Origin of the sequence: Deferribacter abyssi (assembly GCF_049472655.1) — a bacterium.
Classification (GTDB): domain Bacteria; phylum Chrysiogenota; class Deferribacteres; order Deferribacterales; family Deferribacteraceae; genus Deferribacter; species Deferribacter abyssi.
The window spans coordinates 41,033-64,754 of sequence record NZ_JAQNCS010000009.1 but is presented as its reverse complement, the minus strand read 5'-3'; the positions used below and the strand labels follow the sequence as shown (position 1 = coordinate 64,754).

Here is a 23,722-nt window from a genome sequence, read left to right as displayed (position 1 = left end):
GATCTAAAATCAAAAGTGAGGTTGTAATGGGTTTTAATTGTGGGATAATCGGTTTACCAAATGTAGGAAAGTCGACAATTTTTAATGCACTTACTAGAGCAAAGGCAGATAGTGCTAACTATCCTTTTTGTACTATAGATCCCAATGTAGGTATTGTAAATGTTCCTGATGATAGATTATATTTTATTGCTGAATGTATAAAGCCGAAAAAGATATCTCCTACGACAATTGAGTTTGTTGATATTGCGGGGCTTGTGAAAGGTGCTAGTAAAGGCGAAGGACTAGGGAATCAATTCCTTTCAAACATAAGACAAGTTGATGCTGTAGCACATGTGGTTAGATGTTTTAATGATGAAAATATTGTGCATGTTAATGGGAATGTTGATCCTAGAAACGATATTGAAATCATAAACACTGAACTTCTATTAGCGGATTTAGAGGTGCTTGAAAGAGCTATTGTAAAAGTAGAAAAAAATGCAAAAAGTGGTAACAAAGAGCTTAAAGAAAGATTAAATGTATTGAAAGACATTTATGTTCGAGCGTCTCAAGGTGTAATGTTGAAAGATATTGTGAATGAAGAAGAAAAAGAGTTACTGAAAGAGTACAATTTATTGACCTTAAAACCTATGATGTATGTGTTAAATGTAGATGAAGAAGGTCTTTATGAGGATAATGATTATATTATAGCTGTAAAAGAGATTGCTGAGAGTGAGAAGGCAAGAGTGGTAAAGATTTGTGGTAAGATAGAGGCTGAGTTGGCTGAACTTGAAGAAGAAGAAGCAAAGCTGTTTTTGGAAGAAATAGGACTGGAGAGGTCTGGGTTAGAGTCAATGATATTGGAAGGATACAAATTGTTAAATTTAATTACATTCTTTACTGCAGGAGAAAAAGAAGTAAAAGCTTGGACAATTAAAGATGGGACTTCTGCGGTTAAAGCCGCTGGGAAAATTCATTCAGATATTGAAAGAGGATTTATCAGAGCTGAAGTAGTTGACTTTGAAACCTTTAAGGAATATAAATCGCTACAAAAAATAAAAGAACTTGGTAAATTGAGACTGGAAGGTAAGGAATATCTTGTGAGAGATGGTGATATTATCTATTTTAGATTCAATGTTTAAAAAACTTTTAAATTTTTTATTTTTCTTTTTTTGTTTCTCAATATATACCTTTGCGGCTGATAATGTGTCTACTAAATCTAAGAATATGGTCAGATTTCTTGAAACTTTAGCAAAGGTGAAAGTGTCAACATATGTTTATAAACAACCTAATTTAAAGTCTAAAAAATTAAGAAGATTATATAAAGGTTCGAAAATAATAGTTATTCAAGACTATAATGATAAATGGTATAAAGTAAAATACAACAATGTAAGGACAGGTTTTGTTCTTAAAAATACTATTGAATTGAGATATACTTTAAAAAAAGAAGTAAAAAAAGGCCCTTATCAACTTAAAAAATTACAAATAGACCTTAAAAGTTTTATTCAAAGATTCAATTTCAATATGACAGAATCAAAGTTTTTTTTAGATATGGGTTATGTTCCAAATTTTAAATTGAAAAGTGTTAAGAAATTTGATGATACATTGCGAGTTGAGCTTTACTATTTTTGGAACATTAAAAAAGGTGTAGTTGTAAGTAAGAATGAAAATCCTTTTCAGGATTTGATAAAGCAGTTTTTAGAAGTTGTTTTTTTTAAGATGTTTATGGAACGTTATAGGTATTATGAAATATATGTATATGATAAGAATAGAAATGATAAAAAAGCTGAATTATATGCAAAGTTGAGGTATACTGATAGGGATAATAGATTTTTTGAAATCAAAAATTTTGATGGTAAGATTTGGGATTACATTGAGTGTAATGTTTCTTTAAACTCGTTATTTGCAGAGATAAAAAGATAGAGAGGAAATGATGAAATTTACACATTTTGATGAAGAAGGTAGAAGTAGAATGGTAGATGTAACGGAGAAAAGCGTTACTAAAAGAGAGGCTCATGCATGTGGTTATATTTATATGAAGCCTGAGACTTTGATGATGATTGTAAATAAAAAGATAGAAAAAGGTAATGTGTTTGAAGTTGCAAGAGTGGCAGGTATTATGGGAGTGAAAAAGACATCAGATTTGATACCCATGTGTCATCCTTTAAATATAACGGGTGTGGAGATAGTGTTTAATCCTGAGGAAGAAAAAAACAGAATAAGGATTGATTGTAAAGTAAAACTTAGTGGAAAGACAGGTGTTGAGATGGAGGCACTTACAGGGGTGTCAATTGCTGCTTTGACTATATACGATATGTGTAAAGCAGTAGATAAGGAAATGGTGATTTCGGATATTATGCTTTTGAAAAAAACAGGTGGTAAGAGTGGGACTTTTGTGAGAAATCAGTTGGATAATAAAGTTTTTAAATGAAAATGAAGAAAATATTAATTAATAAATTATGAGTGGTGAAGTATGGTTAAAGTAACAATAGCGCAGATGAGTCCAGTTTTAGGTGATTTAACTAAAAATGCAGAAAAACATTACGATTTAATTGAAAAAGCTATTGAATCAAAATCAGATATTATTATTTTTCCTGAACTATCTCTTACTGGTTATTTTTTAAGAGATTTGGTTGAAGAGACAAGCTTAAGCATACATTCTCATATATTAAAAGAGTTAAAAGAGTTCTCAAAATATATTTCTATTGTAGTTGGCGGTGTTTTTGAAGATGAGAATTTTCTTTTATATAATTCTGCTTTTTATTTAGAAGATAGAGAATTAAAACATATCCACAAAAAGGTTTATTTACCTGATTATACAATGTTTGAGGAAGGAAGATATTTTACTCCTGGTAATTCATTTACTGTTTTTAATACAAGGTATTTAAGGGTTGGTATATTGATTTGTGAAGATGCGCTACAGGTTAGCTCCATCTATGCAATGAAACTTCAAAAGGCTGAAGTTATATTTGTCATATCTAATAGCCCTGCTAGAGGGTTAGAAGAAAAAAAATTTTATTCGAAAGATTTCTGGTATACAGCACTAAAATACATGGCACTCAGTTGTAATGCTTATACAGTTTTTGTGAACAGAATCGGAGTGGAAGAGGGGGTTACATTTTGGGGTGGTTCAATAATCTATTCTCCAATGGGGGAAGTTGTAAAAGAATGTTCTCTTTTCGATAAAGAAATAGCTACTTCAAGACTTGATAAAGATGAGGTTAGAAGAGTTAGAATCATTTCTCCGTTTTTAAAAGATGATAAATCTTCGATTATTGCAAAATTAATTAACTCTCACTGAAAAAGAGGAAAATAACTAGATAAAGGTGTGGTATGAAACTCAATAATGAATATGTTACAAAAGTTCTTACTACTTTTATTAAAGATGAAGTAGAAAAAGTAGGGTTAGAAAATGTAGTTGTAGGACTTAGTGGTGGGATTGATTCTGCTTTAAGTGCTACTTTAGCTACACTAGCTTTAGGAAAAGAAAGAGTATATACTTATGCTCTACCTTATAAAACTAGTAATGAAGAAAGTCTTAATGATGCTAAGCTAATAGTTGATTTTTTAGGAGTTAATTTTGATATTATAGAGATTACGCCTTTTGTTGATCCTTATTTTGAGAGATTTTCTGATATTTCAAAACTTAGAAAAGGTAATGTTATGGCGAGGATGAGAATGATTATTCTTTTTGATAAATCAGCTGAAAACAATGCTCTGGTATTAGGAACTAGTAATAAAACAGAATTGCTACTAGGGTACGGAACCTGGTATGGAGATATGGCTTCTGCAATTAATCCGATAGGCGATTTATATAAATCACAGGTGTGGGATTTGGCAGAGTATTTAGGTATTCCTGAAAAGGTTATTAAAAAGAGTCCAACGGCAGATTTATGGATTGGTCAAAAAGATGAGGATGAACTAGGTTTTTCATACAGAGAAGTGGATAAATTGTTGTATGCAATGATTGATGAAAGAAGAAGTAAGCAGGAGTTAATAAGGATGGGGTTTGATGAGGGCTTTGTGAAAGATGTTTATGACAGGATTAGACGTAATCAGTTTAAAAGACAACTTCCTGTTATTGCAAAGATTAGCAATAGAACTATTGATAAAGATTTTAGATATAGTAGAGATTGGGGATACTAAGTATTTTACATTATTGTCCGATCGCTTTACTTTTAAACTATAATAGATATTGAGGTGTTGCATGTATAGTAAGAAGATTATAAAGGAAGCATTAACTTTTGATGATGTGTTACTTGTTCCACAGCGAAGCAGTATTTTGCCAAAGGATGTGTCTACAAAGACTAAACTTACTGATAAAATCGAACTGAATATCCCAATTGTAAGTGCTGCCATGGATACTGTGACAGAGGCTAAAATGGCTATAGCTATTGCTCAAGAAGGAGGGTTGGGGTTTATTCATAAAAATATGAGTATTGAAGAACAGGCTGAAGAGGTGGACAAGGTTAAAAGATCGGAAAGTGGAATGATTGTGGATCCTATAACTATAGAACCGGATAAGACGGTTAGAGATGCCCTTGATTTGATGGCAAAATACAAAATTAGCGGTATCCCTGTGGTTAAAGATCATAAATTAGTAGGAATTATTACAAACAGAGATTTGAGATTTTTAGAGGAGTATCATAGAAAAGTAGAAGAGTTTATGACGAAGGATAATCTTATTACGGTGCCTGTTGGAACATCTCTTGATGAAGCTAAAGAACTTTTGCAAAAGCACAGAATAGAAAAATTGCTAGTTGTGGATAATAACTTTGAATTAAAAGGGTTAATAACAATCAAAGATATAAATAAAAAACTAAAATATCCTAATGCAACGAAAGATGAATTGGGCAGATTGAGAGTAGGTGCTGCTGTTGGTATTGCTCCTGATACAATGGATAGAGTAGATGCTTTGGTTGAAAAAAATGTTGATGTGATAGTGGTTGATACTGCACATGGTCACTCGGAGAAGGTTATAGATACGGTAAAGGCTATAAAAAAGAAATATCCTGAGTTGAATCTTGTAGCTGGAAATGTTGCTACGGCTGAGGCTTGTGAAGATTTAATAAAGGCTGGAGCAGACTGTGTAAAGGTGGGAATCGGGCCTGGTTCTATTTGTACCACCAGAGTAATTGCTGGTGTTGGAGTTCCTCAAATTACAGCCATAATGGACTGTGCTGAAGTTGCTGATAAATACCAAATTCCCATAATTGCTGATGGTGGTATTAAGTATTCGGGTGATATTGTAAAAGCATTAGCAGCTGGTGCGTCTGTGGTTATGATAGGATCTCTTCTGGCTGGTACTACGGAGTCGCCTGGAGAGATTGAACTGTATCAAGGAAGAAGCTATAAAGTTTATAGGGGTATGGGATCTTTAGGTGCTATGAAAAAGGGTAGCAAGGACAGGTATTTTCAAGATGAAATGGAGATGGAAAACAAGTTTGTTCCTGAAGGGATTGAGGGGAGAGTTCATTATAAAGGGGATTTGAGCCATACCATTTATCAGTTAGTAGGTGGTTTAAAATCTGGAATGGGTTATTGTGGTTGTGCTACTATTAGTGAGTTAAAAAAGAAAGGAAAATTCGTTAAAATCACATATGCTGGATTAGGAGAAAGCCATGTGCATGATGTAATTATTACTAAAGAAGCACCAAATTACTGGAGAAATATTTAAATTAGTATTGGTTGATAAAATGAGGTTGTTTATTTACTATATTTAGACAAGAGATTAAAATTCATAAAGGAGATTTTTTCCTAACACAGTTATTACTAAAAGGTTAATTACAATATCGTTTTTGAGTTAAAAGTATATCAGTTTGAGGTGTAAAATGGATTATTTGAAAAATAAGATTTTAATTCTTGATTTTGGGTCACAATATACACAACTAATTGCGAGGAGAATAAGAGAAAGCAGAGTTTATTGTGAAATCTTTCCATATAATTGTGGTATAGATAAGATTAAGGATTTTGATCCAAAAGGGATTATACTTTCTGGTGGTCCAAAAAGTGTTTATGATGCTAATGCACCGATAATTGACAAAAGTATATATGAATTTAATGTTCCTATTTTAGGTATCTGTTATGGTATGCAGTTGATGTGTACACATTTTGAAGGAATTGTTGCAAAGTCTCAGAAAAGAGAATATGGACATGCAGAACTTGTAGTTAAAAAAAGTGATCTTCTTTTTGATGACATTCCTTTGAATAATGGGCAATTAAAAGTTTGGATGAGTCACGGGGACAGGCTTGAGGAAATCCCATCAGATTTTGAAGTGATTGGATTTACAGCTAATTCTCCTATTGCAGCAATGAAACATAAAGAAAAACCTTATTATGCGATCCAGTTTCATCCAGAGGTGGCTCACACAGATTATGGAAATAAGATTCTAGCAAATTTTGCTATAAAAATTTGTAGCTGTTTACCAGTTTGGACTCCAGGAAATTTTATTCACAATGAAATTGAAAAAATTCGTAGCATTGTTGGTGATAAAAGGGTTCTTTGTGCATTAAGTGGAGGTGTTGATTCTTCAGTAGTATCTGTGCTTTTACATGAAGCTATTGGTGATCAGCTGACTTGTATATTTGTTAATAACGGTTTGCTTAGAAAAGATGAGCCTGAACAGGTTATTAAGACATTTAAGGAAAACTTTAAAATAAACCTTGTATATGTGGATGCTGAAGAAGAGTTTTTAAAATCATTAAGAGGAATTACAGACCCTGAAAAAAAACGTAAAATTATTGGAAATTTATTTATAAAGATTTTTGAAAGAGAAGCTTTAAAACTTGGTAAATTCCATTTTTTGGCCCAAGGGACACTATATCCTGATGTGATAGAATCAGTATCTTTTAAAGGGCCATCTGCAACTATAAAGACTCATCATAATGTAGGTGGGTTACCAGAGAAGATGAATTTTCAATTGATTGAGCCGCTAAGAGAATTGTTTAAAGATGAAGTGAGACAGGTAGGTTTAGAGTTAGGATTGCCTGAAGATATTGTTTATAGGCATCCATTCCCTGGTCCAGGACTTGCAATAAGAGTAATTGGAAGTGTTACAAAGGAGCGTCTTGATATTTTAAGAAATGCTGATTTTATAGCTATTGAGGAGATAAAAAAGGCAGGACTTTACAGGGAGATTTGGCAGGCGTTTACTGTACTTTTGCCTGTTAAAAGTGTGGGAGTAATGGGAGATGAAAGAACATATGAACATGTTTTGGCTTTTAGAGCAGTTACAAGTCTTGATGGGATGACTGCAGACTGGGGAAGGATTCCTTATGATGTGCTAGCTAGAATTTCGAATAGGATTATTAATGAAGTAAAAGGGATAAACAGAGTAGTTTATGATATAAGCTCAAAACCACCTGCTACGATTGAGTGGGAGTGATGTGTGGCCAAAATTGATAACTTCATAGCTTATAGATACTTGCGTTCTAAAAAGTCTTCAAAGGTTTTGTCTTTTATTTCTTTTATATCTATAGTTGGGATAGTGTTGGGTGTAGCTACTCTCATTGTAGTTACAAGCGTTTTAACAGGATTTTCTGAAAATTTAAAAGAGAAAATTGTAGGTGCAAATTCGCATATTGTAATAAATAAGTTGGATGGAACACCCATTGAAAATTGGATGGATATTATAAAAAAAGTAAAAGCTGTTAAAGGGGTTGAGGCAGTTTCTCCTTTTATAATGAGTCAGGTGCTTGTGAGTACCAGAGATGTAGTAAATGGGGTGGCTGTAAAAGGTATAATTCCTGAGCTTGAAGTAAAAGCTACAAACCTTGGTAAATTTATAAAAGAAGGAAATATATATAATCTTGCAAAAAAAGATGGTAAGCCAAAAGTTGTTTTAGGTAAGGATCTTGCGCAAACAATGGGGGTTACTATAGGTGATGATGTGGTTTTAATTTCGCCTTTTGGTAAAAAAGGTCCTTTTGGATTTACTCCGATAATGAAGCGTTTTGAAGTGATAGCTATTTTTGATACAGGTATGTATGAATATAACAATTCATTAATTTTTGTGTATTTAGATGATCTTAAGAATTTTTTTAAAATAACCAAAAGAGGAGTTACCGGATTATCAGTAAAAACTGTCGATTTTAATAAAAGTGGTATAATTGCTGAAGAAATTCAAAAAGTATTAGGATTTCCTTTTTGGGCCAGAGATTGGCTTAGCATGAACAGAAATCTTTTTTCTGCCTTAAAGTTGGAAAAGACAGCAATGTTTGTAATTTTGACTCTTATTGTAGTGGTGGCTTCTTTTAATATTATTAGCTTGATTACAATGACGGTGAAGGATAAGAGAAAAGATATAGCTATTTTGAGATCTTTTGGAGCGAGTGAATCTTTGATAAGAAAAGTCTTTGTTAAACAGGGGTTATTTATAGGAATAGTGGGAACAGTAATAGGCAATATTCTTGGATATCTCATATGTGTTATTTTGGAGAAGTACAAAATCATCAGTTTACCTGAAGATATTTATTATATGGATAGAATACCAGTGAAGATCATGCCAAGTGTGTTTATGATAGTGACAGTCAGTGCTATTATTATTACTTACATTTCGTCTATTTTTCCATCAAGACAAGCAGCAAAGCTTGATCCCATTGAGTTGTTGAGGAATGAATAATGATTTTGGAAGCTAAAAGTTTATATAAAAGTTATAAAAAAGGTAATTCTACAATAAAAGTGTTAGAAGGTTTTAATTTTGAGATGGAGAAGGGAGATTTTGTGGCGGTTGTTGGACCATCTGGAGCAGGAAAATCAACTTTATTGCATATTTTGGGAGGATTAGAGAAACCTGATGAGGGGTTTGTGTTTTTTAATGGAGAAAATATTTATAATGATCGAAAAAATCTTGACAATATTAGAAATAAACATTTCGGTTTTGTATTTCAATTTCATTATTTATTAAATGATTTTACAGCTTTAGAAAATGTTGCTATTCCAGGAATGATTAATGATAGTGAAAATAATGCTTTTAGTAGAGCTAAAGAAATTTTGGTTAAAATGGGGCTTGAAGGTAGAATAAATCATTTTCCGAAAGAATTATCCGGAGGAGAACAGCAGAGGGTTGCCATTGCTAGAGCATTGATTAATGATCCATCTGTGCTTTTTGCAGATGAACCTACGGGGAATCTTGATAAAGATAATAGTAGGATTATTATTGATGAGTTTAAAAGATTAAATGCTGAAGGGCTTTCTATTATACTTGTAACACATGATGAAAAGATTGCTTCAGTTGCTAAAAGAACTTTGAGGATGGAGAAACTTTGACATTCCCAAAAATTATTTATTTTTTTGATTTAGTTGGTACTGCTGCTTTTGCAGCAAGTGGTGCCATTGCTGGTGTACGTAAGAAAATGGACATTTATGGGATTACTTTTTTAGGTGTTGTTACTGCTGTAGGTGGTGGGACTTTGAGAGATATAATTGTGGGTAGAATACCTCCATTTATATTTAAGGATTATAATTATCTTATCATTTCCATACTTGTATCTGTATTAACATTTTACTTCCATTATGTTATAGAACGAAGATTCAAGTTTTTACTGATAATGGATGCCCTCGGCCTTGGTATTTTTACAGTGATTGGGACATCCATTGGGCTTGAGTATAATATAGGGATGATTGGCTCTGTATTTTTAGGTGTGATGACAGGAACTTTTGGCGGAATGATTAGAGATGTGTTACAGCATGAAATCCCTTTAGTTTTGCAGAAAGAAATTTATGCTTCTGCCTGTCTTGTGGGTGGTATTTTATTTATTTCAGCTAAGAAAATAGGGGTATCTGATGGGGTGAGTATCTTGGTGTCTGTTATGGTAGTTTTTATTATAAGACTACTTGCAATATTAAAAAATTGGAATTTGCCAAAACCGAAATAACTTTTTTGTATTCTTAGCGGGGTGTTTTATGAAAATAGGGATAATTGGTGGTAGTGGTTTATATGAAATTGATGGATTTGAATTTGTAGAGGATATAGAAATTGTTAGCCACTATGGAAAACCAACTGACAAATATAAGAAATTTTATTTTGATATGTATGAATTTTATTTTTTAAATCGACATGGGCAGGGTCATAAGATTCCTCCACACAAGGTGAATTACAGAGCAAATATATATGGTTTTAAAGAGATTGGTGTAGAACATATAATATCATTTACTGCTGTAGGTGGAATTAATGAACTTTTAAAACCTGGTGATATATTAGTCCCAGATAATGCAATAGATTTTACAAGTGGTAGAGAATCTACTTATTATGATGAAGAAGATATACACCATATTGATTTTACAAACCCATTTTGTCCTGAGCTTAGAAATGTGCTAATAAAAAGCGTTGTAGCTGTAATAGAGAGTTTTTTTGATAAAGGAACGTACATTTGTACAAATGGTCCAAGGCTTGAGACTGCTGCAGAGATTAAGGTTTTTAGGAATTTAGGAGCTGATATTGTGGGAATGACACTATTTCCTGAATGTGTATTGGCTAGGGAACTTGAAATCTGTTATGCAAATGTTAGTGTGGTTACTAATTATGCTGCAGGGACAACAACTCAAAAACTTACTGTTAATGAAGTTCTTGAGGTGATGAGACAAAATAATGAAAAAATAAAATTGATTGTTAATAATATTACTAAAAATCTTAAGCTAATTAAAAAGGAATGTGAGTGTAAAAAAGCATTAAAAGATACAAAGATTAGCAAATGATAAGGATAATCAAAAATGAACCTTTATCTAAGTATACAACTTATAAAGTTGGTGGGCCTGCAAAATATTTTATTATGCCTATAACAAGTAGAGAATTAGTTGAAGCTATTTTATGGGCAAAAAGGGAGAAAATATCTTATGAAATAATTGGCTTTGGTTCGAATGTTCTTTTTATGGATGAAGGGTTTGATGGAGTAGTTATTTCAACAGCACTGTTAAACAGATGGATTCTTGATAAGAAAGAAGTTTTAGTTGCTGGTTGTGGTGTAGGTTTAATAGAACTTGTAGATTTTTCTATTAACAGCGGAATTGCTGGATTTGAAAAATTTGCCGGTATTCCTGGTTCTGTAGGTGGAGCTGTTAAGATGAATGCAGGTGCTTTTGGAATGGAAATTAAAGATATTTTAATTGATTGTTTAGTTTATGATATAGATAAAGAATGTTTTGTAACTATTAAAAGGGAGAATTGCCTTTTTTCATATAGAAATGCAAAGGGGTTAAAAAATAAGGTAATTTTGAGTGCTAGTTTTGTATTAAGAAAAGGTGATATTAGAGAGTTGAAAAAGATTAAAAGTGATATTCTTATAAAGAGAGAAAATAAACAACCTCTTGAGTATGCTTCATGTGGTTCAGTTTTTAAAAGACCATCTGGAGATTATGCTGGGAGATTGATTGAAGATGCAGGACTAAAAGGTTTTTCTATAGGTGGAGCCAAAGTATCTGAAAAACATGCAAATTTTATTGTAAATTGTGGAAATGCTAAGTCAAGGGATATTCTTGCTATAATAGATCATGTACAATCAACTGTTTATGAAAAATTTGGTATACTTTTAGAGCCTGAAGTAAAAATTATCAAATGATATGCTCATTTTCTATTGTTAAGTCATATTCTGGGATTTCTATTCTTTTTATTCCATCTTTTGTTAATATAAGTCTTACTTTATAAAAATATTGTTTATCTTCAGATTGAAATTCAATTACTAAATTAATGTGATATACTTTTGAGGCTTTAACTTTTTTTAAAGAATTATTAGAGAAAGTGTATAAAATTAATGTAGGATCATCCATTTTTTTAGTAAACTTATTAATGTTGAATCGTACTATATCATTTAATCCTTCAATCTTGTCTTTAAAAGAGTTAATTATTTTGTCGTTATATAACTTGATTTTTTTTTCATACTTTAAAATATTTTCTCCTAAATACCATGTTGTTATATTACTGTCAGTTTTTTTTAATCTAGTGGCAAGTATTTTTTTAGGAACATCTTTTTCAGAAATAAAACGAACTCTTTCTTTATAAAAACCAAAGAGTCGAAACCTTTCAAGATCATATATTTTGTTCCTAAAATCGTAGACTTTCTTAAAAATAAATTTATTATCAAACATCTGTCTAAAGAAATCTTTTATTCTATCTTTAAACATATAGCTGATAACAAGGGCTACAAAAAATGACATAGTTAAATTGCCATATTTTTTCTGAGTAATAAAAGCTATTGAAGTAGCAAATATCATTGCAATACCTGCTGCAATAGCGTAAGCGAAATGCCTGAGTTCTGTAGCATCTTCTTTTTTCTTTTGAGATAGAAAAAGTATATTGTAAAAATATTTTTTATATACTGAGTATTTATATATAAGTTCTTCATTGTTTGCATCACATGAGGTTACCACAGACATTCCATTTTCAGCTCTATATTTAATTTCTCTTTTAAGAAAATCTTTGATTTTTGTTGTTAATTCAACTTTATTTTCAGAAAGTAAGGGTTTAAGAATACGAAAAAGATAAACATCGGTTAAAAGACTGCTGTATTCGTCTGTAAATTTAAATAAATCTATTAATTTTTCGTTTTTTGTATTGTGGTAAAAGAGTGAGATTTTTCTAATAATTTCTCTAAAAGTAGTTATATCTTCAATAAGTTCTGTTATAGATTTTTTTTCACATTTAGCTTTATTTAAAATTTTCTTAGAAAAGTCTCTTAAATAGGCTCTATAAGAGCATATTGTCATTTTAAGCTCATAATTTATGTGGTTTAAGTGTTTATCTATTTCAAAATTATATTTTTTTAAAAATTCATGAAGTTTATTAAGTCTTGAAATTAAACTTTTCAGTGAATCTTTTGGTGTAATTAATCTTACGTAGCTGTAAAAATCTTCAAAGAAATGATGATTTGAATATGTATATTTATTTATACCGAGGTTTTTAGGGATAAAAAAATATATGTTTATACTATATTCAGTATTTTTCTTTTTGTTATTGATAAGATACCCTAGTTTTATTTCAAACTGATTTTTATCATGAATCCTAACAAGTTCATTAATATTCAAAGTGATCTCCCAACTTTTTGTTTATAATAGATATTTTTTATTTTCTATTTTATAGGCTATATAGTTAATTTATATTATAAAGCACTATTTAGCAAACAAATATTATATAACTTTATTCATATTTGTTGAGATATATTTTAAAAAGAATTGGGCCAATAATTTGGTTAATGCTGATAACAGCAAAAAGTAGTGTGCTGAAGTGAACTCCCCATTGGAATGAATCTGCGATGATCTTAGTGAAACCGATACTCACTCCAGCTTGACTTATAAAACCGAATGTAGAATACGCGGAAGCTGTCTTATCAATTTTACATATTTTACCCGATATATTTGCAGATATATATAGAAGCAATGTTCTTAATATAAACACTATGATAGCTATAAAGATCATATTCTTCAAAGCAGTAAGATTGATCGAAGCTCCTGCTGAGAAGAAAAAAACAAGAAGGATGAGCTCAAAATTTGTTTCAAAAATTTCATTTATTTGGTGTCCATATTTAGAATAATTATTTACAATGATACCAGCGAAAAGAAAGATAAGCAAATTGTTTAAATGAATAGCAGATGAGATGAGACTTGTTCCTACCAATATGAGTAAGAAAAAAGAACCATTGTTAATATTTATGAACTTCATATATAAAATAATTATTATTCCTATTCCTATTCCTAGTATACTTGAATATACTTCTTTTAAGAAAACAGAAAATACGGAGTTTTCTCCACTTGTGGAAAAAATGGAAAGAATAGAAGTAAACATTAATATTATGATTATGTCTTTTATTATTGCTGAAGTAAGAACTAAGGAAGAAAGAGTGTTTTGAGCTTTTGTCTCTTTTATGATTGAAACAGTGGTAGAAGGAGATGTGGCATTAAAAATTATTGTCAGAAAAATAACAGGCGCTATAAAGGCAAAGTCAGGTATGAAAATTTCGAAAATTAGAAAAAGAAGTGGTGCTGCAATAATGGATAAAATTATTATTTGAATAATTGTAAATTTTCCAAAATTTAGAAAATCTCTAAAGTTACTTTTAAAATCTATTTCGCATCCTGCTACTAAAGCAATCATTCCAAGCGCGATAGAATCTAAGAATTTTGTTTTTATTAAAAGCTCATTGTTAAAAATATTCAATACATAGGGGCCTAAAATTAAACCGATTATAAGAAAGGATGATAATCTTGGTAGTCCTATTGGATAGAATGTTTCAGCAGTTATGAGGGCAATAAGAAATGAGATACCAATACTTAAAGTATAATGTAGCTTTATTGTATTGTTGATGATTATAGCTATTATAGTTAATATAATTATAAGAAAAAGTTTATTAACTAACTTCATTTTTCATTTCCACAAAGTTGTAAATTTCAAGTATTATAAAAGTGATGACAAGGGGAGCCAAATAGTTTGTTAAATTGGTAATATTCATAATTTTAAGATCAAAAATAATTATAGCCGGAATAATACCAATATTTGATAGATTTATTTTTGTGTTGGTACTTTTGTAAATTAGCCTTTCAAAAAAAATCTTTGCAACTATTTTTCGAATAATTAAAAATGATATGCAAATTAATAGGGATAAAAGTATATAATTAAAGTTAAATGTATTAGTACTTGATGCTAAGAAAAATCCCATAATTATAAAAATTATGATGTAAATGAATTTGTCTATAAAACTTATAGTGTTTAAAAAAACATCACCAAGCTGGATGTTAGCCATTAATAATCCAGCTAAGAATCCAGTCATAAGTGGAGATAATTTAATTGACATAGAAATACCTGTAAAAATCATAACAATTAAAAAATTCAATGTATATACTACTCTTTTATCATTAAAGTGCATTGTTTTGGCTATTACAAGGATTATTGATAAAACTAAAATAACAGTAAAGATAATGTTATAATATTGTATTTTTGAGGAAAAGAAAATTGTATATGCAAAAAGGGAAAATAAAGGGTACAAAGAAATTAATACCATGTTGTTATATGTATTTTTATTATTATTTTTTAGTAGTTTACTAAGCAATATTGAGCTAAACGGAAAAGTAGCATTAAATGCAATTGATAAAGGTATATATTTATTACTAAAGTATGAGAAGATTATACAAAGTAACAAGAGGTGCGAAAGGTATATAACAGAAAGAAAAATATAAAAACGGTGATTGATTGTTTTTAAAAGAGATATTTTGTATTGAGAGCCAAGTAATATTCCAACAAAGACATTTAAAAATGCTAAATACGGTAAAAAATCGTACTTATTAGTGAAAAGGTTTTTTGATAAATAATAAATAATTATTCCAACTAAAATGTATTCAAGATTAAGATTTAATAAATATGATAAAAGATTATTCTTTTTGCCTTTGGCAAGGTATAAAAGAGAGCTAAAAAAAGCAAATGCAAAAATAATCATTGAAATAAAGAATTCATTCATAATTGATTAATATCATAAACAAAATTTTTAAACAACCAAAAACATTCTTTTTTATAAAAAATTTCAAACAAAGTTTTATAAAAATGGGGTGACTCCATGGTTTAATAGTGTTGACATCTTTTAATTTAAAAGCCAAATTAAAGGAAGGAGGTTGATATGTTTGATGAAGATTTGAAAAAAGACTTACTGACAAGACTTGCCAAAATAGAAGGGCAGGTAAGAGGGATTGTAAAGATGATTGAAACCGATAAATACTGCATAGATATAATAAATCAAGTCTCAGCAGTACGGGGAGCTTTGGATAAAGTGGCTTTAAAGATTTTAAAGAAGCATGTTAATACCTGTGTTGTAAATGCTATCAAGTCTGATGATTCAGAAGAGATTATTGAAGAGCTTATTAAGACCATTGACAGGTATTTGAAGTAAATATGAAGTTAGTAGTTTTTTCTCATGGTAAAGAAGGCACACCAGATGGAATAAAAATTAAGAGATTATCCAATGTAGCAATTGAAAAAGGTTGGAATGCCATTAGTATAGATTATCGAGGTATTTATGACCCTGAAAAAAGGGTAAAAAAGCTTTTAAATTTTATTCCTGAGAATTATGAAAAAATTGTTTTAGTTGGTTCAAGTATGGGAGGTTATATTTCTCTTGTAGCAGGTAAAAAGATTAATCCTGATGGGATATTTTTACTAGCTCCAGCTGTGATGATAGAAAATGAAATTTATTGTGAAAAGGAGCTTTTTGTAGAGAAGAGTTTAATTGAAGTAGTTCATGGTTATAAAGATAGTATTATCTCTGTAGATAAGATCTTTAATTATTGTAAAAAATACAGTATACCTCTTCATCTAATTGATGATGAACACAGATTATTGAGATGTATAGATGATATTGAAAAAATTTTTGAAAACTTTTTAATGAGAGTAGATTTAATTTAAAAGGGGTGGTTTAATGGAGACTAATAAAATTACATGTTCTATTTGTGCTTGGCGAGAGCACTGTCAGAAAAAGTATTATATAAAAGATCCTGCACATTGTCCTGACTTTACAAAAGATTTGACAATTCGTGAAGAAAGTGAAGGAGAAATAAAAGAGAAAAAAGATGAAGATTAAGACTGGGATAGGTTTTGATGTTCACAGATTTTGTGAAGGAAGAAAACTGATTCTTGGCGGTGTGGAAATTCCATATAAATATGGGCTTTTAGGGTATTCGGATGCTGATGTGCTTATTCATGCCATTATTGATTCCATATTATCTCCAGCATGTGGACTTGATATAGGGAAAGTATTTCCTGATAATGATAAAAGATATAAAGACATCGATTCAAAAATTTTGTTAGAACATGCTGTCAATATGGTAACTGAAAAAGGTTTTTATATATCTAATGTTGATTGTACAGTTATTGCTGAAGCACCCAAGATTTCACCATTTATTGACAGAATGCGTGAAGCTCTTTCAGCAATTTTAAAAATTGAATATGATGACGTTACAATTAATGGAACCACAACGGAAAAATTGGGGTTTACTGGAAGAAGTGAAGGTGTAGCTGTTTTGGCTGTAAGCACTTTGATAAAAGAATGAAAAATATTTTTTCAATAGTTTTTATTATTTTTTGTATAACTTTTGCTTCACAAGTATTGGCAGAAGAAAAACTAACGGTATGTTATAAAGCTTACTACTTTATACCTCTTGGAGAGGCTTGTATTGAATACAGTTTTGATTCAGACAAAATTAAAATATCAAGTTATATCAAGACGAATACGCTTATTTCATTAATTAAGCGGATTGATGATAAAGGATATTCATTAATTGGTTTAAAAAGAGGTGTGTATCATTTTAAATTTTTTCAAAGGGAAGGTGATTATAAAAGGGACCATATTTATACATACAGCCGTAAGAATCTGAATTATAAGATTATTAAATTTAAAAAAGGGAAAGGGTATATTAAAAAAGGTGTTGTAAATAAGAAGTATATTTTTGACCCATACTTTTATACTTTAAATTTACAATGTGGGTTGTATAAAAATTATTTTCAACTTTTTTACGATAAAAAGACTTATAAAATTCCAATTAATGAGACTAAAGGAGAAGGTTACAGAATAATTAGATTAAAACCTGATATTAAAACCTCTGGTTTGTTAGTGCCTAAAGGGTATTGGTGGATTTTTGTTAATAAAGATATGATGATGGACAGAATTTGGGTTGAATTCACAATAGGTAGAGCTAAGTTGAGAAGTGTGAGTGTGGAAGGGGACAGAAGTTTGATAAAGAAAATATGCGATAAATTAATAAAATATAACAAGTATGACTCGTCTGTAGTAAATGATGCAAATTGAGATTTAATTGAGCGAAGCGCTAATGAAACCATCTTTTTTTGTGTGAAATGTCTTGATAATATAGCGGTTTTAAGTCATATAAATATTGAGTTATTTTATTTTTTGTTTAAAATATAGCTATGAATGAATTTGAATATTTAGTTTTTGATTTAGACAATACTCTTTATAATCCTAAGAGTAATGTTCTTAAAGCTGTGGATAGTCTAATTAATGATTTTATGATTGATAAGGTAGGTATTTCTCCAAATATTGTAAATAAATTGAGAAAAGAGTATCGTGATAAATATGGGACAACTTTGAATGGTTTAATAAAGAATTTTTCCATCAATCCTAACGATTATTTAGAGTATGTGCATAATATAGATTATTCTAGGTTGATTAAAAAAGATGAGTTGCTTTTGAAAATATTAAGAGAATTTAAACAGAAGAAAATTGTTTACACAAATGGTTCAAAGAAACACGCTTTTAATGTATTGGAGTACTTGGGAATTTTAAAAGAGTTTGATGCTATCTATTCTATTGAAGATTTAGATTATAAGCCAAAACCTTTTGTGGAGAGTTTCTATTACTTTTTAAAGAATAGTAGGGTAAAACCTGAAAAATCCTTGTTTTTTGAAGATATGGAGGTTAATCTTGATGGAGCAAAAGAGGTGGGTTTTAAAACTGCTTTGGTTTGGAAGAAAAATTTAAACTTTGATTATAATTTTGATTCTATTTATGATATAATTCAACTAAAATTACTTGCCAAATAAGGTTTAACAAATGGACAAATTTAAAACATGTCTAAGTTTGCTTGGGTTAGATGAAAAAGCATCTATTGCAGATGTTAAAAAAAGGTATTTTGAGCTTGCAAAACTGTTCCATCCTGATGTGAATAAAAACACTCAAGAAGAATTTATCGCAGTTACAAAGGCTTATAATTATTTGATGGATGTTCTGAAAGGTGATGAAGCAGCTGATTTAAATGATGATATATATGAATCGAAAAAAGAAATAAATTACAAACAAGTTGCAAAAAAGTTTTTTGCAGCAGGTATAAAATATTTTAAAGAAGGTGATATTAATAATGCAATATATATGTTTGAAGAAGCACTTAGAAAGGATAATAATACTAGGTATAAGCAGTGGTTAGTAAAAAGTTATATGCATAAAGAACGACGTCTTTATGATGCTAAGCAGCTTTGTTTTGAGTTGATCAGAGAAGAACCGTGGAATCCTGAGAATTATGTTTTGTTAGGTGATATTTATTGTAAGAAAAAATTATACAAGGCTGCATATGAATATTATAATAAAGCCATAGAACTAGGTTATCCCAAAGATAAATTAAAGGATAAATTAGTGAAAGATAAAAAAGGTATGTTTGGAAGATTCTTCAAGAAATAAATATGGATAAATGGGAAATTGCAAAAGAAATAAACAATTATTTTTTGCATAATATAAGAACTCAGCTGGCTGTTATAGTAAGTGGTATTGAATTATTGGATTTTGATGAGGAGTTTGAAAATTTACGAGACTCAATAAGTTTTTCAGCCTTTTTATTAGATATTTATGATGCTTTAATGAGTAATTTATTTGATATCTTAACGGATAAGATCTGTATAGAAGCAAGTTCTTTCAAGCTTGTTGATCCTGTTGAAAAACTAGTTAGTATGTTTAACAGTTTTGAGTCAAACAGAGTAAAGTTTATTCTAGATAATAAAGAGGACTTTGAAGTTAAGGTTAATTATTATGTTTTTAAAAATATCATAGGTGTTTTGTTGGCAGAATGTATTAAAGAATATTCTGATAAAATAAAGCTAGAGATTAGAAATAAGAGTGTAAAATTTATAATAAAGCATGATAAATTATCCCCTTTTCTTTTTAAAATTAATAATTTGCTGGAAAAATACAACATATCGATATATAAAGATGAATATGTTGAGGTAAGGGTGTTATGAAAGTGTTAATTGCTGATGATGAATTAAGGCTGAGAAAAATAGTGGTTATGCATTTGAAAAAAAATGGCTATGAAGTTTACGAAGCAAATAATGGAAAAGATGCAGTTGTATTAGCAGAGAAATTAGTACCAGATGTGATAGTTTTAGATATTAATATGCCTATGATGGATGGGATTCAGGCTGCAAATGAGATTAAAAAGAAAGATAGCCTAAAAGATATACCAATAATTTTTCTTACTGCAAGGACAGATATGGAATCGATGCAAAAAGGGAATGAGCTTAAAGTTGCCCATTATCTAACAAAACCTTTTAGTCCAAGAGAATTAATAAATAAAATCAGGGGGTTGGTATGAAAAGACTAATAGTAGCAATTATTTTTGTTTTTATGGTAGGTGTTTTTAGTAATTCTTATGCAGAAACAAGAGGTGGAATAATCCTACAAGATACTGCTTATGGTGCATTGACTGGAGCAATAATAGGGACTGCTCTTTTAGTTTTTCAGGATAAACCACAAGATCATCTTGAGTATATATCTTATGGCGCTGCTGCTGGTGCGATTGTTGGTGCTGTTTATGGTGTGTATGAAGCAACTGCATTAGTGGAGATTGATGAACACAAAAACTTAAAAATAGCTATGCCTACGATAATTAATGAAAAAAAAGGTGAAGAGCTTACGTCTAGTGTTAATATTTTAAAAGTTAGTTATTAATGAAATATAGAGTTTTTGGCTCTCTGGAAGATGTTGCTCAGTTCAAGAGAACTCTTCCAGAGTTTTTTATTGTAGATAATGAAGAATTCGAATTTCAAATATATGTTGTTGATAGTGTTGAAACTTTGTTGAGACTTCCCAAGTCTTTTCAAAAGAAGACTTTTTTTTATATCAAAGTAAAAGACCAAAAAATTTTTGAGAAATTAAGCCTATATAGAGTTGATGGTATTATATACCCTCCGTTAGATAAGAATAAAATTTTAAACAAATTAAATATTGATCAGCAAAAGTTATCGGATAGTCTTGAAATCATAAAGTCAAGAGTGATTGCTAAAGCTGAAAGTTTACCATCATTACCAGATATAGTTCAGAAATTACTGAAATTGACAACCAATGATAAATCCACTTTTAAAGAAGTTATCAATGAGGTGAAAAAAGATCAAGGGCTTGTTGGTAAAGTTTTAAGAATTGTGAATTCCCCTTTTTACGGTATTAGAAAGGAAATTACGAGTATAGATAGAGCAGCCATACTTCTTGGAATGAGTACAATAAAAAATATTGCACTTGCAGCTTTTAGTATGGATCTTTTTAATAAAAATTTAGTTAATTATAACACAGATGCTAAGAGTTTATGGTTACATTCATTTGTTGTTGCGAGAATTGCTGAGGAGATAGGGAAGTTGCATAATGATTTGGATTCAGATTCTTTATATTTAGCTGGTTTGATGCATGATTTAGGAAAAATTATTTTAGTAGACTTTTTAACTAAGCCGATTGTTTTTGCTAAAGATGAAGATGAAATGTTTGGTATAAATCATGCTGAAACATCTGGTTTGATTTTAAAAAAGTGGAACGTAGACGATTCTATCGTTAATGCAGTGAAAAATCATCATAATATGGTTGATGATGATGTTTATTCTATAGCTGTATATTATGCAAACATGTTAAGCAAAATGGATGATTTTGAGAGAAACATGAATGAGTTATGTGAAAAGCTTGGAATTAGCCTTTTTGATTTAAGTCCAAGGGTGGAAATGGTTTTACAAGAGAATTATGATGAGTTTTTTTGATTTAAAAAGTTTGGTAACATTGTACGAAGCGGAGTCGTTGAATGTTTTTATTCAAGGTTTTTTGGGTTTTTTAAAAAAACATAATATCAATAAGTTTATCATTTTTAAAGTAGAAGGGGTTATTGCAAAGCCTATAGTGAATTATGGAGTTAAATTTCATTCGTTTATAGATTTGAGCGATATTGCTGGAGATTTTGTTGTTTTGCAAGATGTAAGGTTGAGTGTTTTTGATGAGGTTTTAGAGGCAAGTATTGTAATAAATTTAAAATATAAAAACAATCTTTTTTATACAGTTTTTATACAAGAAAAACTAGATAGTGAAGTGGTTAATTATTTGGAGATTGTGATACCTTCGATTGGTAGGAAAGTTTATGAGTTGGTTGCCTCTGACGAAAGGTTAAAAGCATTTATTGGATATCAACAAAAAATAGAGTTTATCAAAAAAGCAAAAAATGTATTAGGGTTATTAGAAGAAAATGAGATTTTATCAAAATCGCTGATATATTTTATGGATACTTTTTCTGCAGAGGCATCGTTTTTAATGAAGGGTGATGAATATGAGTTTATAGGATTAGAGAAGAGTGTTTTAGATGAGATTTTAATTGAAGATAAAACATTGAGAAATTATATTGATCAAACTTTTGATACTGTATTTATTGAAGGAGGAGTATTTTCAAATAAATATCACATTGATAATATTTTTTTAATTCCTATTGAATCAGAAAATGTTAAAATTTGTTTATTTAATATAAAATATGATTTTATCCCTGATAAGGAATTTGCAGAACTTATTTCCTTAATTTTAAAGATTGCTTTGGAAAATGCTAGAAGAATGAAAGAAATTTTAAAGTACAAATTGGAAGAGCAGGAAATTAATCATACTATAGAAATTTTAAATAAATTTAGTAAACAACAAATTAATTATGAAGATGAAAATATAATTGTTAGTGGTATAAACATTCCTGCTAAAATGGCAGGTGGTGATTATTTGGAGTTTAGAAAAATTGATGATGATTATTATTTTGCCCTGGCAGATGTTTGTGGGAAGGGGTATTCTGCTTCTATTCTTACTGTAGTATTGAGCACTTTTTCTGATTTAGCTTTTGAAAAGGATGAGTTTGTAAAAAAACTGATAAAATTGAATAAATTTTTGTGTGAAAAAAATTTGGATGGTAAATTTATAACAGCATTTATCGCTTATTTTGATAGGTTGAATTCCTGCCTTTACTATCAGTCGTTTGGACATGAGCCAGTTTACTTATTAAAAGGGAATGTAGTTGTTGAGTTAAATTCTGAGTATTTACCTTTTGGAATTTTCGAGGAAGAGTATATTGTGAATAAAATAAGTATAGATCCAGGGGATATATTATTTATTTATTCAGATGGGATAGTAGAGTATATTCAGTATGATAAAATAAAGTCTAAATTGAAAAACAATAGAAAATATGAAAAGAGATTTGTTTTTGATTTATATAATGAGCTTGTACAAAACAAGAATACTCAAAGGGATGATTTTACCTGTATGTACACATATTTCAAATGATTCTTGAGGAGGCTATGTGAACGAGCAATCTGAAAAAATAAAAAATATGTTTGATAGTATTGCGCATCGTTATGATTTATTAAACAGGCTTCTTTCTTTTAGAAGAGATGTCTATTGGCGAAAAAAAGCTATTGAATTTTTAAATATTCATGATGGGGCAAAAATACTTGATCTTGCATGTGGCACAGGGGATATGCTCATAGAATTGCAAAGAAGGACTAAGAAAAGCATACTGATGGGTGGAGATTTCAGTTTTAATATGCTGCAAATTGCTCAGAAAAAAGTTGATAACGTGTTTTTGTCTGTGGCTGATGCCCATAGATTACCTTTTAAGGATGAGTCTTTTGATTATGTTACAATAGCTTTTGGATTTAGAAATGTTACTGATAAAGATGTTGGGTTGAAAGAAATGTTTAGAGTTTTAAAAGAAGGGGGAAAAGTATGCATTTTGGAGTTTTCTCAGCCTGAAAAAAAATTTTTTTCTTATATTTATAGATTTTATTTTACTAAAATATTACCATTTATTGGTGGTTTAATTTCAGGGAATAGAAAAGCTTATGAGTACTTGCCGGATTCTGTATATAAGTTTCCCAAAAAAGATAAATACAAAGAGATGATATTGAATGCTGGTTTTAAAAGAGTTGAGTTTAATTCTCTTACTTTTGGGATTTGCGATGCAACAATTTGCTATAAGTAAAATGATATTTAG

29 protein-coding genes are annotated in these 23,722 nt (G+C 29.9%); 26 read left to right on the top strand and 3 right to left on the bottom strand.

Going from position 1 to position 23,722, the window contains the following annotated elements; all coding sequences use genetic code 11:
* The first annotated feature begins 26 nt into the window (after positions 1 to 26).
* The 12 genes from ychF (at position 27) to murB (ending at position 11,532) form a co-directional block, all read left to right on the top strand.
* Entirely contained in the window at positions 27 to 1,118 is a 1,092-nt protein-coding gene (ychF, locus tag OWK30_RS06515) for a redox-regulated ATPase YchF (protein WP_423324751.1), read from the top strand.
* Between the two features lie 64 nt (positions 1,119 to 1,182).
* Positions 1,183 to 1,899 carry an SH3 domain-containing protein gene (locus OWK30_RS06510; protein WP_423324749.1) on the top strand — a complete coding sequence of 239 codons (717 nt, stop codon included), beginning with the start codon at positions 1,183 to 1,185 and terminating at the stop codon, positions 1,897 to 1,899.
* Between the two features lie 10 nt (positions 1,900 to 1,909).
* Complete coding sequence (moaC, locus tag OWK30_RS06505; RefSeq protein WP_423324747.1) at positions 1,910 to 2,407, top strand: cyclic pyranopterin monophosphate synthase MoaC; 498 nt, start codon at positions 1,910 to 1,912, stop codon at positions 2,405 to 2,407.
* 42 nt (positions 2,408 to 2,449) lie between these two features.
* Positions 2,450 to 3,277 carry a nitrilase-related carbon-nitrogen hydrolase gene (locus OWK30_RS06500; protein WP_423324745.1) on the top strand — a complete coding sequence of 276 codons (828 nt, stop codon included), beginning with the start codon at positions 2,450 to 2,452 and terminating at the stop codon, positions 3,275 to 3,277.
* 32 nt (positions 3,278 to 3,309) lie between these two features.
* Complete coding sequence (locus tag OWK30_RS06495; protein ID WP_423324743.1) at positions 3,310 to 4,122, top strand: NAD+ synthase; 813 nt, start codon at positions 3,310 to 3,312, stop codon at positions 4,120 to 4,122.
* A 61-nt stretch (positions 4,123 to 4,183) separates the two neighbouring features.
* The gene (guaB, locus tag OWK30_RS06490; protein WP_423324741.1) at positions 4,184 to 5,653 is read left to right on the top strand and encodes an IMP dehydrogenase; all 1,470 of its coding nucleotides are present in this window, start codon (positions 4,184 to 4,186) and stop codon (positions 5,651 to 5,653) included.
* A gap of 154 nt (positions 5,654 to 5,807) precedes the next feature.
* Positions 5,808 to 7,361: a glutamine-hydrolyzing GMP synthase gene (gene guaA, locus OWK30_RS06485; protein WP_423324739.1), complete on the top strand. Its 1,554-nt coding sequence runs from the start codon at positions 5,808 to 5,810 to the stop codon at positions 7,359 to 7,361.
* 3 nt (positions 7,362 to 7,364) lie between these two features.
* Positions 7,365 to 8,597 (top strand): lipoprotein-releasing ABC transporter permease subunit, encoded by a 1,233-nt coding sequence (locus OWK30_RS06480; protein WP_423324737.1) that lies wholly within the window; start codon positions 7,365 to 7,367, stop codon positions 8,595 to 8,597.
* Positions 8,597 to 9,244 (top strand): ABC transporter ATP-binding protein, encoded by a 648-nt coding sequence (locus OWK30_RS06475; RefSeq protein WP_423324735.1) that lies wholly within the window; start codon positions 8,597 to 8,599, stop codon positions 9,242 to 9,244. Before OWK30_RS06480 ends, OWK30_RS06475 begins: the two co-directional genes overlap by 1 nt.
* Positions 9,241 to 9,852 carry a trimeric intracellular cation channel family protein gene (locus OWK30_RS06470; RefSeq protein ID WP_423324733.1) on the top strand — a complete coding sequence of 204 codons (612 nt, stop codon included), beginning with the start codon at positions 9,241 to 9,243 and terminating at the stop codon, positions 9,850 to 9,852. Before OWK30_RS06475 ends, OWK30_RS06470 begins: the two co-directional genes overlap by 4 nt.
* Positions 9,853 to 9,880: 28 nt before the next feature.
* On the top strand, positions 9,881 to 10,672 hold the full coding sequence (gene mtnP / locus OWK30_RS06465) for an S-methyl-5'-thioadenosine phosphorylase (RefSeq protein ID WP_423324731.1): 792 nt from the start codon (positions 9,881 to 9,883) through the stop codon (positions 10,670 to 10,672).
* A complete protein-coding gene (murB, locus tag OWK30_RS06460; protein WP_423324729.1) occupies positions 10,669 to 11,532 on the top strand; it encodes a UDP-N-acetylmuramate dehydrogenase in 864 nt (287 codons plus the stop codon). Before mtnP ends, murB begins: the two co-directional genes overlap by 4 nt.
* On the opposite strand, the gene OWK30_RS06455 is transcribed toward murB, so the two are convergent.
* From OWK30_RS06455 to OWK30_RS06445, 3 genes are all read right to left on the bottom strand, one after another.
* The gene (locus OWK30_RS06455; RefSeq protein ID WP_423324727.1) at positions 11,525 to 12,994 is read right to left on the bottom strand and encodes a hypothetical protein; all 1,470 of its coding nucleotides are present in this window, start codon (positions 12,992 to 12,994) and stop codon (positions 11,525 to 11,527) included. The genes murB and OWK30_RS06455 overlap by 8 nt on opposite strands.
* Before the next feature lie 112 nt (positions 12,995 to 13,106).
* On the bottom strand, positions 13,107 to 14,327 hold the full coding sequence (locus tag OWK30_RS06450) for a cation:proton antiporter (RefSeq protein ID WP_423324725.1): 1,221 nt from the start codon (positions 14,325 to 14,327) through the stop codon (positions 13,107 to 13,109).
* On the bottom strand, positions 14,314 to 14,829 hold the full coding sequence (locus OWK30_RS06445; RefSeq protein ID WP_423324723.1) for a hypothetical protein: 516 nt from the start codon (positions 14,827 to 14,829) through the stop codon (positions 14,314 to 14,316). Before OWK30_RS06445 ends, OWK30_RS06450 begins: the two co-directional genes overlap by 14 nt.
* Positions 14,830 to 15,292: 463 nt before the next feature.
* Here OWK30_RS06445 and OWK30_RS06440 point away from each other — a divergent pair, with 463 nt between their 5' ends.
* The 14 genes from OWK30_RS06440 to ubiE all read left to right on the top strand — a co-directional run bounded on the left by OWK30_RS06440 (position 15,293) and on the right by ubiE (position 23,710).
* Complete coding sequence (locus OWK30_RS06440) at positions 15,293 to 15,427, top strand: hypothetical protein (protein ID WP_423324721.1); 135 nt, start codon at positions 15,293 to 15,295, stop codon at positions 15,425 to 15,427.
* Positions 15,428 to 15,573: 146 nt separating this feature from the next.
* Positions 15,574 to 15,843, top strand: a complete 270-nt coding sequence (locus tag OWK30_RS06435) for a metal-sensitive transcriptional regulator (protein WP_423324719.1) — start codon at positions 15,574 to 15,576, stop codon at positions 15,841 to 15,843.
* Between the two features lie 2 nt (positions 15,844 to 15,845).
* Entirely contained in the window at positions 15,846 to 16,355 is a 510-nt protein-coding gene (locus OWK30_RS06430) for a YqiA/YcfP family alpha/beta fold hydrolase (RefSeq protein ID WP_423324717.1), read from the top strand.
* A 13-nt stretch (positions 16,356 to 16,368) separates the two neighbouring features.
* Positions 16,369 to 16,530: a hypothetical protein gene (locus tag OWK30_RS06425; protein WP_423324715.1), complete on the top strand. Its 162-nt coding sequence runs from the start codon at positions 16,369 to 16,371 to the stop codon at positions 16,528 to 16,530.
* The gene (gene ispF, locus OWK30_RS06420) at positions 16,526 to 16,999 is read left to right on the top strand and encodes a 2-C-methyl-D-erythritol 2,4-cyclodiphosphate synthase (RefSeq protein ID WP_423324857.1); all 474 of its coding nucleotides are present in this window, start codon (positions 16,526 to 16,528) and stop codon (positions 16,997 to 16,999) included. Before OWK30_RS06425 ends, ispF begins: the two co-directional genes overlap by 5 nt.
* A complete protein-coding gene (locus OWK30_RS06415) occupies positions 16,996 to 17,754 on the top strand; it encodes a DUF3108 domain-containing protein (protein ID WP_423324713.1) in 759 nt (252 codons plus the stop codon). Before ispF ends, OWK30_RS06415 begins: the two co-directional genes overlap by 4 nt.
* 119 nt (positions 17,755 to 17,873) lie before the next feature.
* Positions 17,874 to 18,506 (top strand): pyrimidine 5'-nucleotidase, encoded by a 633-nt coding sequence (locus tag OWK30_RS06410; RefSeq protein ID WP_423324711.1) that lies wholly within the window; start codon positions 17,874 to 17,876, stop codon positions 18,504 to 18,506.
* A gap of 10 nt (positions 18,507 to 18,516) precedes the next feature.
* Positions 18,517 to 19,137: a J domain-containing protein gene (locus tag OWK30_RS06405; RefSeq protein ID WP_423324709.1), complete on the top strand. Its 621-nt coding sequence runs from the start codon at positions 18,517 to 18,519 to the stop codon at positions 19,135 to 19,137.
* A 2-nt stretch (positions 19,138 to 19,139) separates the two neighbouring features.
* A complete protein-coding gene (locus tag OWK30_RS06400) occupies positions 19,140 to 19,691 on the top strand; it encodes an ATP-binding protein (protein WP_423324707.1) in 552 nt (183 codons plus the stop codon).
* Entirely contained in the window at positions 19,688 to 20,044 is a 357-nt protein-coding gene (locus OWK30_RS06395; RefSeq protein WP_423324705.1) for a response regulator, read from the top strand. The genes OWK30_RS06400 and OWK30_RS06395 overlap by 4 nt, the downstream gene beginning before the upstream one ends.
* Positions 20,041 to 20,400 (top strand): hypothetical protein, encoded by a 360-nt coding sequence (locus OWK30_RS06390; RefSeq protein ID WP_423324703.1) that lies wholly within the window; start codon positions 20,041 to 20,043, stop codon positions 20,398 to 20,400. Before OWK30_RS06395 ends, OWK30_RS06390 begins: the two co-directional genes overlap by 4 nt.
* A complete protein-coding gene (locus tag OWK30_RS06385) occupies positions 20,400 to 21,470 on the top strand; it encodes an HDOD domain-containing protein (protein ID WP_423324701.1) in 1,071 nt (356 codons plus the stop codon). The genes OWK30_RS06390 and OWK30_RS06385 overlap by 1 nt, the downstream gene beginning before the upstream one ends.
* The gene (locus OWK30_RS06380) at positions 21,457 to 23,013 is read left to right on the top strand and encodes a PP2C family protein-serine/threonine phosphatase (protein ID WP_423324699.1); all 1,557 of its coding nucleotides are present in this window, start codon (positions 21,457 to 21,459) and stop codon (positions 23,011 to 23,013) included. The genes OWK30_RS06385 and OWK30_RS06380 overlap by 14 nt, the downstream gene beginning before the upstream one ends.
* Positions 23,014 to 23,029: 16 nt before the next feature.
* Entirely contained in the window at positions 23,030 to 23,710 is a 681-nt protein-coding gene (gene ubiE / locus OWK30_RS06375) for a bifunctional demethylmenaquinone methyltransferase/2-methoxy-6-polyprenyl-1,4-benzoquinol methylase UbiE (protein WP_423324697.1), read from the top strand.
* The last annotated feature ends 12 nt before the right edge of the window (positions 23,711 to 23,722 follow it).